This window comes from Streptomyces sp. SCL15-4 (assembly GCF_033366695.1).
Classification (GTDB): Bacteria; Actinomycetota; Actinomycetes; order Streptomycetales; family Streptomycetaceae; genus Streptomyces.
In genome coordinates this window covers 5197938-5212654 of sequence record NZ_JAOBTQ010000001.1, presented here as the reverse complement: position 1 = coordinate 5212654, position 14717 = coordinate 5197938, and the positions used below count along the sequence as shown (strand labels likewise).

Genomic DNA, 14717 nt, shown 5'->3' with positions numbered 1-14717 from the left:
CACCACACGGGGGGTGTGAGTACAGCCGATTACGCGGGACCGCGCGGCACGGCTACGACGGGTCGCCCAGCCCGGTGAGCACCGTCTCCGCCCGTGGCAGGGCCTGCTCCGGTCCCGCCTCCAGGTCCGGGGTGATGCCCCGGCCGTCGACCGCGCGGCCGGACGGGGTGCGGTAGTGGCCGACGGTCAGCTCGGCCACCGAGCCGTCGGGCAGTTTCGTCGGCATCTGGACGGAGCCCTTGCCGAAGGTGCGCGAGCCGATCACCACCGCGCGGCCGCGGTCCTGGAGGGCGCCGGTGAGCAGCTCGGCCGCGCTCATGGTGCCGCCGTCGACGAGGACGACCAGGGGCCGGGTGGTGTCGCCGCCGGGGTCGGCGTGCAGGGCGCGCTGGACGCCGTCGACGTCGTAGGTGGCGACCAGGCCGCCGTCCAGGAAGGCGGAGGCGGTGGCCCGGGCCTCGGTGACCAGTCCGCCGGAGTTCCCGCGCAGGTCCAGGACGGTACGGCCGCCGGCCGGAGCGGCGCGCAGGGCCGCGCGGACGGCGCCGGCGGAGCCCTTGGTGAACGCGGAGACCTTCAGCACGCTCACCCCGCCGGGCAGCCGACGCACGGTGACCGGGTCGGTGGACAGCCGGGCCCGGTGCAGGGTCTTCGTCCAGGTGCGCCGGCCGCGCGCGAGACCGAGCGTGACGGTGGTGCCGGCCGGGGCGTCCGCCGCGCCGTCGCCGGGCGCGTCGCCGCGCAGCAGGGCGATCACCTCGGTGACCGGCCGGCCGTCGGTCTCCCGGCCGTCGACGCTGCGCAGCCGGTCGCCGGCGCGGATCCCGGCCTCGGCGGCGGGCGAACCGCTCCGCACGCGGGTGACCTCGATCCCGCCGTCCGCCTCCTGCCGCGCCCACAGGCCGACGCCGGTGTAGCGGCCGTCGAGGGCGTCCTGGAACTCCTCGTACTCGCCCTCGGAGTAGACGGCGGCCCAGCGGTCGCCGCTGCGGCTGACGGCCCGCTCGGCGGCCTCCATGGGGGACTTGCCGTCGGCCAGCGCCTCGGCGGCGGCCCGGCGCACGGCCTCGTGCCGGGCGGCCGGGTCCGCGGGTGTGGCGGCGGCCCGGCGCTGGGGGGCGCCGGGTCCCGGGAAGGCGCCGGTGACGGCGCCGGTCGCCAGCACGCCGGCGAAGACCAGTGTCAGGGCGGCGCCGCGGCGGACGCGGCGCGAACTACACAGAGGGTCACGGCCTGACATGGCGGTGAGTCTAGGACAACGCGAAGGGCCGTACGGAATGTTGCCCGTACGGCCCTTCTTGGTGTGCGTCACACCTTCAAGTACTTGCGCAGTGCGAAGAACGCCGCCAGGGACGGCATCAGGACGCTGGTCGCGAGGATCAGCGGCAGCTTCGTCAACACCGCGTCCCAGCCGACGAAGTTGATGAGCGTGAGCTTGTGGGAGAGGTCCATGCCGTGGTCGATGGTGAAGTACCGGCCGAGCACGAGCGCGACGCAGGCCAGGCCACCGCCGATGAGCCCGGCGACCGCGGCCTCGGCGATGAACGGCGCCTGGATGTAGAAGCCGGAGGCGCCGACCAGGCGCATGATGCCGGTCTCACGCCGGCGGCTGAACGCCGAGACGCGCACGGTGTTGACGATCAGCAGCAGGGCGACGATCAGCATCATCGCCATCACGCCGAGCGCGCCGCGGTTCATCAGGTTCAGCAGCTGGAAGAGGTTGTCCAGGATGCCCTTCTGGTCCTGCACCGACTGCACGCCGTCCCGCCCGTTGAACGCGGTCGCGATCACCTGGTACTTCTGCGGGTCCTTGAGCTTGATCCGGTACGACTCCTGCATCTGGTCCGGCGTCAGCGAGCCGGCCAGCGGGGAGTTGCCGAACTGCTCCTTGTAGTGCTTGTACGCCTCGTCCTGGGACTCGTAGGTCACCTGCTCGACGACCGGCATCTTCTTCAGGTCCGCGGAGATCTGCTTCTTCTGGTCCTCGGTGACCGCGCCCTTGGCGCAGTGGACGTCGTTCTCCGCGTCGTGCTTGTTGCACAGGAAGATCGAGACGTTGACCTTGTCGTACCAGTAGCCCTTCATGGTGCTCACCTGGTCGCTCATCAGCAGCGAACCGCCGAACAGGGCCAGGGACAGGGCGACGGAGACGATGACGGCGAAGGTCATCGTCAGGTTGCGGCGGAGACCGACGCCGATCTCCGACAGGACGAACTGGGCGCGCATGGCTACTTCTTCAGGCCTTTCGGGAGCTGGGTGCGGTCAGTGCTGGTAGCCGTAGACGCCGCGGGCCTGGTCGCGGACGAGGCGGCCCTTCTCCAGCTCGATGACGCGCTTGCGCATCTGGTCCACGATGTTCTGGTCGTGCGTCGCCATGATGACGGTGGTGCCGGTCCGGTTGATCCGGTCGAGCAGCTTCATGATGCCGACGGAGGTCTGCGGGTCGAGGTTGCCGGTGGGCTCGTCGGCGATGAGCAGCTTGGGCCGGTTGACGAACGCCCGCGCGATGGCGACGCGCTGCTGTTCACCGCCGGACAGCTCGCCGGGCCTGCGGTCCTCCTTGCCGCCGAGTCCGACGAGGTCGAGCACCTGCGGCACGGATTTGCGGATCTCGCCGCGGGACTTGCCGATCACTTCCTGGGCGAAGGCCACGTTCTCCGCGACCGTCTTGTTCGGCAGCAGCCGGAAGTCCTGGAAGACGGTGCCCAGCTGGCGGCGCATCTGCGGCACCTTCCAGTTGGACAGGCGCGCGAGGTCCTTGCCGAGCACGTGCACCTGGCCGTGGCTGCACCGCTCCTCGCGGAGGATGAGCCGCAGGAAGGTGGACTTTCCGGAGCCGGAGGACCCCACGAGGAAGACGAACTCGCCCTTCTCCACCTCCAGGGAGACATCCCTGAGTGCGGGGCGGGTCTGCTTGGGGTAGACCTTGGAGACGTTGTCGAATCGGATCACGGATGCACCACGGGTCGCCGGGGGTAGATGAGCGTGACCATACGCGAACCGGGTGTGCGAGCGCAGGCGCAGGTTGAGGTTGGGCAAGACTTGTACGTTTTTGTACCGCCCGCTGTCCGGACCGCCTCCCACGCAGGCCCCGCGCAGGCTCCGCGGGAACCTGGCACAGTGGAAGGAAGACGAAGGACGGCGGGAAGGCCGGGGAACGTTCCCGTTCCCGCGAGCGTTGGACATGTGATGGCCGGTGCAAGGAGGGCGAGCGCATGACGTACGACCGGTTGGTGTGCGCGAACTGCGCGGCGCCCGTGAGTGAGGGCCGGTGCCCGGTGTGCCGTGCCAACCGCGAGCGACTGCAGCAGGAGGGCTTCTTCGGAGGCCTGAACGGGCTGAACCCGATGGCGCTGATCGCGCTGCTGGCGGTGCTGATCGCCACGGTGGCGCTGCTGGCGCACCAGACCGTGTGACCGGTTGAGAGAGCCCGCCGAAACGTCGCAAGGGCCCGGAGCGCGAAGCTCCGGGCCCTTGCACATGCGCCCCCGTGCGGTGCGTGAGCGCGGGGCTACGCTCAGGCCGCGGCGCCGCTCCGGCCGCTGACCAGGCGCGGCAGCACGCGGAAGCCGATGCCGCCGGCGATCATGGTGGCGGCGCCGACGAGCAGGAACGCGGTCTGGCCGGCACCGGTCTCGGCGAGCTGCTTGTCGCCGCCCTGGGCCACGGTGTCGGAGCCGGTGTCGGTCAGCGCCGAGGACCCGGCGTCCTGCGGGACGCTGTTGTTGCCGCCGCCGTCGGGCGTGTTGTTGTTGCCGCCGGTGGTGGTGTCGCTGCCACCGGTGGTGTCGGTACCGCCGGTGCCGGAGCCGCCGCCGGTGCCGGAGCCGCCGCCGGTGCCGGAGCCGCCGCCGGTGGTGTCGTTGCCGCCGGTCTGGTTGCCGCCGGTGGTGTCGTTGCCACCGGTCTGGTTGCCGCCGGTGGTGTCGTTGCCACCGGTCTGGTTGCCGCCGGTGGTGTCGTTGCCACCGGTCTGGTTCCCGCCGGTCTCATTGCCACCGGTCTGGTTCCCACCGGTCTGGTTCCCGCCGGTCTCGTTACCACCGGTCTGGTTCCCGCCGGTCTCGTTGCCACCGGTCTGGTTCCCGCCGGTCTGGTTCCCGCCGGTCTCGTTCCCGCCGGTCTGGTTGCCACCGGTCTCGTTGCCACCGGTCTGGTTGCCACCAGTCTCGTTACCGCCGGTCTCATTGCCACCGGTCTGGTTCCCACCAGACTCGTTGCCACCGGTCTCGTTACCGCCGGTCTGGTTCCCACCAGACTCGTTGCCACCGGTCTCGTTACCGCCAGTCTGGTTCCCACCAGACTCGTTGCCACCGGTGTCGCAGACCCCGACGGGGTTGCAGTCGTCCGGGCCATCCGTGGTCACACCGACCTTGATGGGCCCCGCCTGGACATTGAGGTCCAGGGCGGAAGCCGCGCCCGCCGCGGTCAGCGACGCACCGGCCGCGATCACGGCGCCGGCGGCTATCCGCGCGACCCGGATCCGCGTCTTCTTCGTCATATGGTTGCTACCCCCAGTAGCTGTTCGTCAAGGAGGCGGCTCATGGGGCGTGCCGTGATCGACGGAGGCAGCTGGTGACGAAGAGTGCGTCAACTCGATCCCCCGGTTCACATGCGCCCCCGCGAGTACGCATGCCGCCGCCTCACCCTTCCGATTTTTCAAAGCAACGTCAAGGGCGTTGCGGGCGCAATGTCCGGCGGGGTGGCGTTTACGGGGAATCGAAACCTGTGAGTGTGACGTAAAACCCAGACAAAAGAGCAACTGCCGCCCATCGGACGGCAGTTGTCATGTCGACAAAGTTACTTCTCCTGCTGCTTGCGCCAGCGAATTCCGGCCTCCAGGAACCCGTCGATCTCGCCGTTGAACACGGCCTCCGGGTTGCCCACCTCGTGGTCGGTGCGCAGGTCCTTGACCATCTGGTACGGGTGCAGGACGTAGGAACGCATCTGGTTGCCCCAGGAGTTGCCGCCGTCGCCCTTGAGGGCGTCCATCTTGGCCTGCTCCTCCTGCCGGCGCCGCTCCAGCAGCTTGGCCTGGAGGACGTTCATCGCGGTGGCCTTGTTCTGGATCTGCGACCGCTCGTTCTGGCAGGAGACCACGATGCCGGTGGGCAGGTGGGTGATGCGGACCGCGGAGTCGGTCGTGTTGACGCCCTGGCCGCCGGGACCGGAGGAGCGGTAGACGTCGATCCGCAGCTCGGACTCGTCGATCTCGACGTGGTCGGACTGCTCGACGACCGGCAGCACCTCGACGCCCGCGAAGGAGGTCTGGCGGCGGCCCTGGTTGTCGAAGGGCGAGATGCGCACAAGGCGGTGCGTGCCCTGCTCGACGGAGAGGGTGCCGTAGGCGTACGGCGAGTGCACGGCGAAGGTGGTCGACTTGATGCCGGCCTCTTCGGCGTACGACGTCTCGATCAGCTCCGTCTTGTAGCCGCGCTGCTCGGCCCAGCGCAGGTACATGCGCTGGAGCTTCTCGGCGAAGTCGGCGGCGTCGACGCCACCGGCCTCGGCGCGGATGTTGACGAGCGCCTCACGGGAGTCGTACTCGCCGGACAGGAGGGTGCGGACCTCCATCTCGTCCAGCGCCTTCTTCACCGAGGTCAGCTCCGACTCGGCCTCCGCGCGGGTGTCCGGGTCGTCCTCCTCCTCGGCCATCTCGAACAGCACCGCGAGGTCGTCGATCCGGCCGCGCAGCGCCTCCGCCTTCCTGACCTCGGCCTGGAGGTGGGAGAGCTTGCTGGTGATCTTCTGCGCCTCGTCCGGGTTGTCCCACAGGGACGGGGCCGCCGCCTGCTCCTCGAGCGCGGCGATATCTGCCCTCATCTTCCCGAGGTCCAGGACGGCCTCGATCGACTCCATGGTCGAGGAGAGGGACTTCAGCTCTTCGGATACATCGACGACTGCCACGCCTTCCAGCGTAACGGCTGTGGCAAGCGTCCTCGGCCGTACGGCGTCAGGTACCGGGACTCAGGGGGCCGACGTGCTGTGGGTGTCCCGCGGCGCCTGGTCCTCCCCGTCGCCGTCGGAGGAGGCGAGCCACGCGCCGACGCCCACCGCGGCCGCCACCACCACTCCGGCCACCCCGAGGGTCACCCGGCGCCGGCGCACCGCGGCCCTGTGGCGGGCCGAGCCCGGGCGGGGCGCGCCGGCGGCCCGGGGCGCGCGGGCGGTCCCGTGGGCGCCGCCGGCCAGCTCGTCCGGCGCGGGCACCCGCATCGACGTGTGCGTGTCCCGGTTGGAGTCCGGCTTGGCGCCGGGGACCAGCGACACCGCGCCGCGCCGCCGTACCGGCTCGCCCTCGGGAGCGGCCGCCGGAGCGGCTTCCTCGGCCTCCTCCTCGGCGGGCCCGGGCTCGTCCACCTCCAGCGGCGGCAGCCCGGCCAGCGTGGGCAGCTGCTCGCGCAGCCGCGCCGCCAGCTCGGAGGCGCGCAGCCGGGAGGCGGGCGCCTTGGCCAGGCACTGCACCAGCAGCTGCCACAGCTCCTCGGGGATGCCGGGCAGCGGTACGACGGTCTCGGTGACGTGCCGGCGCAGCACCGCGCCGGGGTGTCCGCCGCCGAAGGGCGTGAAGCCGGCCAGCAGCTCGTACAGGACGGTGGCCAGCGCGTAGATGTCCACGGCGGCCCGCGGCGGCAGGCCCTCCACGATCTCCGGGGCCAGGTAGTCCGGGGTGCCGATGATCTTCGTGGCGCGGGTCCGCCGGGGCGAGTCGATCAGTTTGGCGACGCCGAAGTCGGTGAGCAGCGCCGGGTGCGCGCCGCCCGGTCCGAGCGGGCCCCGCATGTCCAGCAGGATGTTCTCGGGCTTGACGTCCCGGTGGACGACGCCGGCCGCGTGGGCCGCGGCCAGCGCGTCGGCGACGTCGGCGACGATCGCGACGGCCGCCTCCGGGGCGAGCCGCCGCTCCCGTTCCAGCCGGGTGCGCAGGTCGGTGCCGCGGACGAGGTCCATGACCAGGGCCAGGTCGTTGCCGTCGACCACCAGGTCGCGCACGGTGACGATGCGCGGGTGTTCCAGGCCGAGCAGCGCGGTGCGCTCCTGCACGAAGCGTCCGACGAGTTCCTGGTCCGAGGCGAGGTCCTCACGCAGCAGCTTGATGGCGACGGGGCCCTCCGGTCCCTCGCCCAGCCACACCGTCCCGGCGCTCCCCCGCCCCAGGATCTGGTTCGCGGTGTACCGGCTGCCGATCTTCCGTGCCAAGACTGCTCCTACAGACGCGTGTTGTCGTTAAAAGTACGCGTCCGACGAGCCGACCTTCTCCGCCGAGGCGGAAATCACCCGGCAGGTGTCGACAAATCTCCAACCTCGCGGTCAGTTCCCGGAGGAGCCGCTCAGGTCCTTGACCCAGCCGCCCACCGTGCCGGCCCAGTCGGTCAGCTGGTCCCAGTAGCCCTTGCCGGTGCCGATCCAGTCCTGCAACGGGGTCAGCTCCCAGATCAGCCAGCTGACGACGACCAGGATGACGATCGTGAACAGGCAGCCCTTCAGGCAGCCCAGCCCGGGGATCTTCATCGGGTTGGCGCCGCGCTGCCGCGGCGCCCGGGGCTCGCGCGCGGGCCGCTGCGGCTCGGGCGGGGCGGGCGGCGCGTACCGCTGCGGCTGCTGGGGCGGCTGCGGCGTGGAGTAGCGCTGGGGCTGCTGGGGCGGATAGCCGTAGCCGGGGGCCTGCTGCGGGCGCTGCCGGCCGCGCGGCTGGGGCTGCTGCGGGCGGGGCTGGGGGGCCGGGCGCGGCTGCTGCTGGGGCCGGGGGGCGACCTGCCGCTGGGGGCGGCGGCGCAGCGGGTCCTCGTCCGGGTCGAGGTACTGGATCTGCGTCTGGTCGTTGCGGTCCCGGGCGGCGCGCAGCTGCGTCTGCCAGGGGTGCGGCTGCTCGGGCTGCTGCCCCTGCTCGCCGTGCCGTCCCTGCTGCCCTTGCCGTCCCTGCTGGTCCGGCGGTACGGGCGGCAGGACGGCCGTGGGGTCCGCGGCGCCCGTGTGGGGCAGCACGGCGGTGGGGTCGGCGGCGCCGGCCGGGCCGCCGGTGTGCGGCAGCACGCTGGTCGCGGAGTTCGGGTCGTACGCGCCCTGCGGCGCGTTCGCCGGCAGCACCTGGGTGGGGTCGGCGGCGCCGGGCGCGTCCGGGACGGCGGTCGGGGCCGGGTCGGGCGCGAGGAGCGCGCCGACGCCGTCGGCGGCGGCGATCCGCGCGGCGTTCGCGTGCACGCCGACGCCCTCGGCGACGACCCGCAGGGCCCGCGCGAGGTTCTCGGCGCCGGGCCGCTCGTCCGGGTTCTTGCGCAGACAGCGCTCTATGACGGTCCACAGCGGGTCCGGGACGGTGGAGGGACGGCGCGGCTCGGCGCTCAGGTGCTGGTGCAGCACCTCCAGGGCCGTGCTGCCGGCGAACGGCGGGCGGCCGGTGACCAGCTCGTACAGCAGGATGCCGGCGCCGTAGATGTCGACGGCGGAGGTCTGCGGGCGGCCCTCGGCGGACTCCGGGGCGACGTAGGCGGGCGTGCCGACGAACTCGTGGGTCCGGGTCAGGCCCGGGGAGTCGGCGAGACGGGCGATGCCGAAGTCGGTCAGCATCGGGTGCATCTCGCCGCCTTGCTGCCGGAGCAGCACGTTGGCGGGCTTCAGGTCGCGGTGGACGACGCCGTCGGCGTGGCTCGCGGCGAGGGCGTCGGCGATCTGGGCGGTCAGCAGGGCGGCGGCGACCGGGGTGAGGGGGCCGTTCTCGCGCAGGTAGCGGTGCAGGTCGGGGCCGTCGACGAGGTCCATGACCAGGGCCAGCAGATCGCCCTCGACGACCAGGTCACGGACCCGGACGATGTTCGGGTGGGTGAGCCGGAGCAGCACGGAGCGCTCGCGCAGGAAGCGCATCACGATGTCCGGGTCGCTCGCCAGCTCCTCCTTGAGGACCTTGATCGCGACCGTTTCCCCCGGCTGGCCGGGCACGGCGGCCTCGGCGCCCGCCGTCTCGCGCTGGCGGGCACGCCAAACAGTGCCTGTGGCGCCGCGTCCGAGCGGCTCCTCAAGCAGGTACTTGCTGCCGACTGGCCGCACGTCACGCGCTCCCTGCTGGTTGCTGTCGCTTGCTTCCCGGGCCCGGTGCCCCGGTGTTCCGCCCCACTGTAGTGCCGTGCTACGGGCCACCGCGTACGCGTTCCCGGGCATCCCGCGGGCCTACGGAGCGGGGTTCGACGGAAAGACGCGGGTCGCGGTCGTCCGGTTGCCCGGGGCCGGACGTGACCGATCTCAACTGATCGCCGACGGGTTCCGTGTCCGGCACTTTTGGGGGCAGAGCCGACCAATCAAGATCACTTGCCACCGGGTTCCGGGCGCGTGGCCGACGGCAGGTGCGAGGATGCCTCCAGCAGTGCGCCGGGACGGTGACGGCGGCTGCTGGCCGACGTGTTCGTGTGGGGTGGGGGGAAGTCCGCGCCCGCGCAGACCCGCGCAGAAGGGACCGCTGACGCCGATGCAGATCCGGCTGACCGTCGTAGACCCGCTCGGTCCGCCCCCGCAGCGGGGCCGCGCCGTGTGCCGCGACGTGCTGGTCACGGCGCCCGTGGGAACGGAGCTGGGCGCGGTGGCGTCGGCGCTGGCCGGGGCGGTCGCGGGCGAGGGGGGCGCGGGGCGGGAGGCCGGCGCTTCCGTAGTGCTGTTCGCGGGCGAGGAGCGGCTCGATCCGCGCCGGTGCACGCTCGGCGAGCCGCCGCTGGTCGACGGTGCCGTGCTGTCCCTCGGCGGGCCGGCGGCGCCCGAGCCGCGGCCCGAGCTGGACGACGCGCCGACGCAGCTGCACGTGGTGGCGGGGCCGGACGCGGGCGGGGTGCATCTGCTGCACGGCGGACGGATCACCGTGGGCCGCTCCGCCGACGCGGACGTGCCACTGGACGACCCCGACGTCTCCCGGCTGCACTGCGCGGTCACCGTCGGCGCGGACGGCCGCGTCTCGGTCGCCGACCTCGGCTCCACGAACGGTACGTCCCTGGACGGCACGCGGGTGACCGACCGACCGGTTCGGGTCCCCGCGGGCGGTCTGCTGCGGATCGGCGAGTCCGCCCTGCGGGTGACTCCGTCGGGCGGGGCGGGGATACGGGTGCGGACGGTGCCGGACGGTGAGGGGTGTGTACGGGTCGCCGTGGGCGGGGCCGGGTCCTCCCCGGCTCCGGACGCGGCCTTCCCGGTGGCACCGCCCGTGCGGCTCTCGCCGCCGGGCGCGGGGCATCGCGGTGAAGCGGCGGACGCCGGTGGCAGGACCGCCTCCCCCGCCGGGGAGGCGCACCACTCTTACGGCTACGGCTCCTGGGGCGCCGGGGCCGAGGCGCAGGAGCACCGGCGCGGGCCGTCGCCGGTGGTGCCGGGGCAGGCCGGGGCGCCGGGCGTGGAGAACCGGGGCGCGGGCCCGGGTGGACCGGGCGGGACGTCCGGCCGGGACACCACCCACGCGGGACGTTTCGGCGTGACCGGCGGGATGCCGGGAACGGCGTACGCCGGGGTGCCTTGCATCGAGGACGCGCGCGCGGACCGGGGCCCACGTCCCGGCGGGCGCAAGGACACCCCGGTCAGAGGCACGGACACCCCACGCCCGGCACAGGCAACCCACGCCGGGTCCGCCGACGCCCGGTACGGCGGCCACCTCGCAAACGCCGACCCCTCGTACGCCACCGGCCCCGCATCCGCCGACGCCTCGCAGAGCGGCCGCCCGGCATACTCCGACGGCCCCCGAGCCGCCCGCCCCGGCTCCGCCGACCCCGCTCACACCACCCACCCCGGATACACCGACCCCTCCTACGCCACCGGTCCCGCGGCCGCCGCCGGGCCGCAAGGCGCGTACCCGGTGCCCGGCGACGCCCCGCAGGGCACCCGTGCCGAGCCGGTCGCCGCCGCGCACGGGGTCCGGCGTCGGGGGTTCGGGGCCTGGGCGCGGCGGCTGGCCGGCGGGCGCGGGGAGCAGGCCGCCGGCGCCGGCGCGTACGACGGCACTCCCGAGCCCGCCGCCCCGGTGCCCGATGCCGCAGGCCGGCCGGACACCTGGCCGGACCCGGCCGCGCTGCTGCTGACGGCGCTGGGTCCCGGGCCCCGGCTGTGGGAGCGCGGACCGGGCCACCCGGAGGCGCTGACCGTGCGGCTCGGTACGGCCGACCGGAGCGCGCCGGACGGCTCGGGCCTGCTGCCCGCCGTACCCGTGACCGCCGCGCTGCGCGAGGCCGGAGCGCTCGGCCTCGCCGGTCCGCGTCCCCGGCTGTCCGGGCTGGCCCGCGCCGTGCTGGCCCAGCTCGCCGCGCTGCACTCCCCGGGTCTGCTGGAGATCGTGCTGATCAGCGCGGACCACTCCCGGCCGGTGGCGGACCGTACGGCGGAGTGGGCCTGGCTGGGCTGGCTGCCGCACGTCCGGCCGGGCCACGGCCAGGACTGCCGCCTGCTGCTGGCCTACGACCGCGAGCAGGCCGCGGCCCGCACGGAGGAACTGCTGCGCCGGCTGGAGGACCACGAGGCGGCGGCCGGTGGCTCCGGTCCGTCCCGGGCCCCTGACGCCGCGACGGACCCGGCCGGCATATCCGTACCCGCTCCCGCCTCCGCTCCCGTCCCGGGCGCGCCCTCCGGCCTCTCCACCGCCGGTCCCCACGGCCCGTTCACCCTCGTCGTCGTGGACGGAGACCCGGGCGGCGCCGCACTGCGCGACGCCCTCGCCCGGCTGGCCGTGGCCGGGCCCGGAGCCGGCATCCATCTGGTGTGTCTCGCCGAGACCGAGCCCGCCTCGCCCGTCTCCCCCGTGGCGCGGACGTACGACACCGCGTGCGCCGTGACGCCCGCCTTCCGGCACTGCGGTGCCGTCGCGCTGCTCAGCGGCGACGTCGCCACCGCGCTGCAACTGCTGCGGGTCGGTCCGGGCGGCCCGGTCGGGCCCGGTACGCACGCCACCGTGGACGCCGTCTCCGCCGCCTGGGCGGAACGGTTCGCGCGGGCCCTGGCACCGCTGCGCCCGGACGGCCCGGACGACGAGCCGCACGCGCGCGTGTCCGCGCCGCTGCCCCGGTCGGCCCGGCTCCTGGACGAGCTGGGGCTGGCCCGCGCCACCCCGGCGTCGCTGATGGCGCGCTGGGCGGACGCGGCGGACGACACCGAGTCGCCGGGCGGCCGGGCCCGGGCGGTGCTCGGCGCGGGGCCGCGCGGCCCGGTCACCGCCGACCTGGTGGCGGACGGGCCGCATCTGCTCGTCGAGGGCCCGCCCGGCAGCGGCCGCACCGAGCTGCTGCGGACCGTGGTCGCCTCGCTGGCCGCCGCCGAGCGGCCGGACCGGCTGTCCGTGGTGCTGCTCGACGGCCGGGACGGCGTCGGCACCGGCGCCGGGCGCGGCGAGGGTCTGCGGGCGTGCACGGACATCCCGCACGTGACCACCCACCTGATCGCGGGCGACCCGGTGCGCATGCGGGAGTTCGCCCAGGCGCTGAGCGCCGAACTGAAGCGCCGCGCGGAGCTGCTGGGCCGGACGGACTTCGCCCGGTGGCACGCGGGACGGGAGGTGTCCGGCCGGCTGGTGGCCCAGCGCAGCCACGCTCCGGGCTCCGCCTCCGGTGACATAGAGACGCCGCCCAGCTCCACCATCCGGCTGCGGCCGGGCGCGGCGGCCCGCCGGCGCGCCGCCGCCGCACCGCCGTTGCCCCGCCTGGTGGTGGTCGTGGACGACCTGGACGCCCTGGTCTCCCCGGCGCTCGGTTCGCCGGGCCGGCCCGCCGCCGGCTCGGTGATACGGGCGCTGGAGGCGGTGGCCCGCGACGGCGACCGGCTCGGGGTGCACCTGGTGGCGGCGGCCGGGACCGACGGCCGTACGGCGGAGTCGGAGCCGGCCCGCCGGGCGGCCCTGCGGGTCGTGCTGGACGCGCCGCAGCCGGGACCGGAGCAGCCGGCGCCGGGACGGGGCCGGCTGGCGCACGCGGACGGGCCGGCCGTGGCCTTCCAGGGCGGCCGGGTGACCGGCCGTATCCCGCGGACCGCGACCCAGCGGCCCACGGTGGTCCCGCTGGACTGGCAGCGCATGGGCGATCCGCCGGCCCGCCGGCCGGTGCGGGAGCTGGGCAACGGCCCGACCGACCTGGCGCTGCTGGCGAGCGCGGTGGAGCGGGCGGCCCGCGAGGTCGCGGCGGCCGAGGTCCCCTCGCTCCTCTAGCCGCGTCCCCGCTCCCCGACTCCCTGGCATACGGCCCCGGTCACGAGCCGATCACGATACGCCGGTCCGTGCCCCGGGTGCTCTTGCCCGTGCGGAGCGGCCCGGCGTACACCGGACCGCACGGGACAGAGTTCTTACGTTCAACGAGCGTTCAACGAAGAACGACGAACGGGGAAGTGATGCACAGCAAGAGCAGCACATTCCGGGCCCACAGGGCCGTCACCGCGCTCGCCGCCCTGCTCGCGGGGGCCCTGGCGCTCTCCGCGTGCTCCAGCGGTGACGACGAGAAGAAGGACACCGGGGAGAAGCCCGGCGCGGCCACCGGTTCCACCGTCGGCCTGCCGAAGCTGGACGGTGCCAAGCTGGAGGTGTCCGCCGTCTGGACGGGCGGCGAGCAGGCCAACTTCAAGAAGGTCCTGGCCGAGTTCGAGAAGCGGACCGGCGCGTCGGTCACCTTCGTGCCCGCGCAGGACCCGATCATCAACTTCCTCGGTTCGAAGATCGCGGGCGGTCAGCCGCCGGACGTCGCGCTGCTGCCGCAGCCCGGCGCCATCAAGCAGGCCGTGCAGAAGGGCTGGGCCAAGCCGCTGGGCGCGGAGGCGCAGAAGGAGCTGGCGGAGAACTACTCCCAGGGCTGGCAGGACATCGGCAAGGTCGACGGCAAGCAGTACGGCGTCTACTACAAGGCCGCCAACAAGTCGCTGATCTGGTACAACTCCCAGGTCTTCGAGAACGCGGGCGCGAAGGAACCGGCGACCTGGCAGGACCTGCTGACCGCCTCGCGTGCCGTGTACGACTCCGGGGTCACGCCGTTCTCCGTGGCCGGCGCCGACGGCTGGCCGCTGACCGACTGGTTCGAGAACATCTATCTGTCCCAGGCCGGGCCGGAGAAGTACGACCAGCTGGCCCAGCACAAGATCAAGTGGACCGATCCCTCGGTGAAGCGGGCGCTGACCACCCTGGCCCAGCTCTGGGGCAAGAAGGAGTACCTGGCGGGCGGTCAGAACGGCGCGCTCCAGACCGAGTTCCCGCAGTCGGTCACCCAGACCTTCACCGGCGGCGACCAGCCGAAGTCCGCGATGGTCTACGAGGGCGACTTCGTGCAGGTGAACATCGGCGAGACCAAGGCGAAGGTGGGCACGGACGCGAAGGTGTTCCCCTTCCCGGCGGTCGGCGACAGCGCGCCGGTGGTCTCCGGCGGTGACGCGGCGGTGATCCTGAAGGACTCCAAGGCCGCACAGGCCCTGGTCACCTTCCTCGCCTCCCCGGACGCGGCCACCATCCAGGCACGGCTCGGCGGTTACCTCTCGCCGAACAAGAACGTGCCGTCTTCCGCGTACCCGAACGCGGTGCAGCGAAAGATCGCCAAGGCGCTGGTCGAGGCCGGCGACGACTTCCGCTTCGACATGTCCGACCAGGCCCCGCAGGCCTTCGGCGGAACGCCCGGCAAGGGCGAGTGGAAGGACCTCCAGGACTTCCTGAAGAACCCGGGAGACGTCGCGGGCGCCCAGGCGAGGCTGGAGCGGGACGCGGCGGCGGCCTACGGGAACGGGGGCTGATC

At 73.6% G+C, this 14717-nt stretch carries 10 protein-coding genes; 3 read left to right on the top strand and 7 right to left on the bottom strand.

Translation table 11 applies throughout. The features are described from left to right. Nucleotides 1-52 precede the first annotated feature (52 nt). The 3 genes from SCK26_RS23310 to ftsE all read right to left on the bottom strand — a co-directional run bounded on the left by SCK26_RS23310 (nucleotide 53) and on the right by ftsE (nucleotide 2952). On the bottom strand, nucleotides 53-1240 hold the full coding sequence (locus SCK26_RS23310) for a S41 family peptidase (protein WP_318203267.1): 1188 nt from the start codon (nucleotides 1238-1240) through the stop codon (nucleotides 53-55). A 68-nt stretch (nucleotides 1241-1308) separates the two neighbouring features. Further along, nucleotides 1309-2226 (bottom strand): permease-like cell division protein FtsX, encoded by a 918-nt coding sequence (gene ftsX, locus SCK26_RS23305; protein WP_318203266.1) that lies wholly within the window; start codon nucleotides 2224-2226, stop codon nucleotides 1309-1311. Between the two features lie 36 nt (nucleotides 2227-2262). Next, nucleotides 2263-2952 carry a cell division ATP-binding protein FtsE gene (gene ftsE, locus SCK26_RS23300; RefSeq protein ID WP_030610589.1) on the bottom strand — a complete coding sequence of 230 codons (690 nt, stop codon included), beginning with the start codon at nucleotides 2950-2952 and terminating at the stop codon, nucleotides 2263-2265. 263 nt (nucleotides 2953-3215) lie between these two features. Here ftsE and SCK26_RS23295 point away from each other — a divergent pair, with 263 nt between their 5' ends. Beyond that, nucleotides 3216-3416 (top strand): hypothetical protein, encoded by a 201-nt coding sequence (locus tag SCK26_RS23295; RefSeq protein ID WP_318203265.1) that lies wholly within the window; start codon nucleotides 3216-3218, stop codon nucleotides 3414-3416. A 101-nt stretch (nucleotides 3417-3517) separates the two neighbouring features. On the opposite strand, the gene SCK26_RS23290 is transcribed toward SCK26_RS23295, so the two are convergent. From SCK26_RS23290 to SCK26_RS23275, 4 genes are all read right to left on the bottom strand, one after another. Next, nucleotides 3518-4501 carry a hypothetical protein gene (locus SCK26_RS23290; RefSeq protein ID WP_318203264.1) on the bottom strand — a complete coding sequence of 328 codons (984 nt, stop codon included), beginning with the start codon at nucleotides 4499-4501 and terminating at the stop codon, nucleotides 3518-3520. A gap of 299 nt (nucleotides 4502-4800) precedes the next feature. Then, on the bottom strand, nucleotides 4801-5907 hold the full coding sequence (gene prfB, locus SCK26_RS23285) for a peptide chain release factor 2 (protein ID WP_318203263.1): 1107 nt from the start codon (nucleotides 5905-5907) through the stop codon (nucleotides 4801-4803). A gap of 60 nt (nucleotides 5908-5967) precedes the next feature. Beyond that, nucleotides 5968-7200 (bottom strand): serine/threonine-protein kinase, encoded by a 1233-nt coding sequence (locus SCK26_RS23280; protein WP_318203262.1) that lies wholly within the window; start codon nucleotides 7198-7200, stop codon nucleotides 5968-5970. A gap of 111 nt (nucleotides 7201-7311) precedes the next feature. Next, nucleotides 7312-9045, bottom strand: a complete 1734-nt coding sequence (locus tag SCK26_RS23275; protein WP_318203261.1) for a serine/threonine-protein kinase — start codon at nucleotides 9043-9045, stop codon at nucleotides 7312-7314. 415 nt (nucleotides 9046-9460) lie between these two features. On the opposite strand from SCK26_RS23275, the gene SCK26_RS23270 reads away from it, so the two are divergent. Further along, nucleotides 9461-13156, top strand: coding sequence for an FtsK/SpoIIIE domain-containing protein (locus SCK26_RS23270; protein WP_318203260.1), 3696 nt, complete (start codon nucleotides 9461-9463; stop codon nucleotides 13154-13156). 179 nt (nucleotides 13157-13335) lie between these two features. After that, the gene (locus SCK26_RS23265; protein WP_318203259.1) at nucleotides 13336-14715 is read left to right on the top strand and encodes an ABC transporter substrate-binding protein; all 1380 of its coding nucleotides are present in this window, start codon (nucleotides 13336-13338) and stop codon (nucleotides 14713-14715) included. Nucleotides 14716-14717 lie beyond the last annotated feature (2 nt).

Bases quoted from the DNA above. Each gene is read 5' to 3' on its own strand.
- SCK26_RS23290 (WP_318203264.1), bottom strand. From the start codon at position 4,501: ATGACGAAGAAGACGCGGATCCGGGTCGCGCGGATAGCCGCCGGCGCC.
- SCK26_RS23295 (WP_318203265.1), top strand. From the start codon at position 3,216: ATGACGTACGACCGGTTGGTGTGCGCGAACTGCGCGGCGCCCGTGAGT.
- SCK26_RS23265 (WP_318203259.1), top strand. From the start codon at position 13,336: ATGCACAGCAAGAGCAGCACATTCCGGGCCCACAGGGCCGTCACCGCG.
- ftsX (WP_318203266.1), bottom strand. From the start codon at position 2,226: ATGCGCGCCCAGTTCGTCCTGTCGGAGATCGGCGTCGGTCTCCGCCGC.
- SCK26_RS23270 (WP_318203260.1), top strand. From the start codon at position 9,461: ATGCAGATCCGGCTGACCGTCGTAGACCCGCTCGGTCCGCCCCCGCAG.
- SCK26_RS23310 (WP_318203267.1), bottom strand. From the start codon at position 1,240: ATGTCAGGCCGTGACCCTCTGTGTAGTTCGCGCCGCGTCCGCCGCGGC.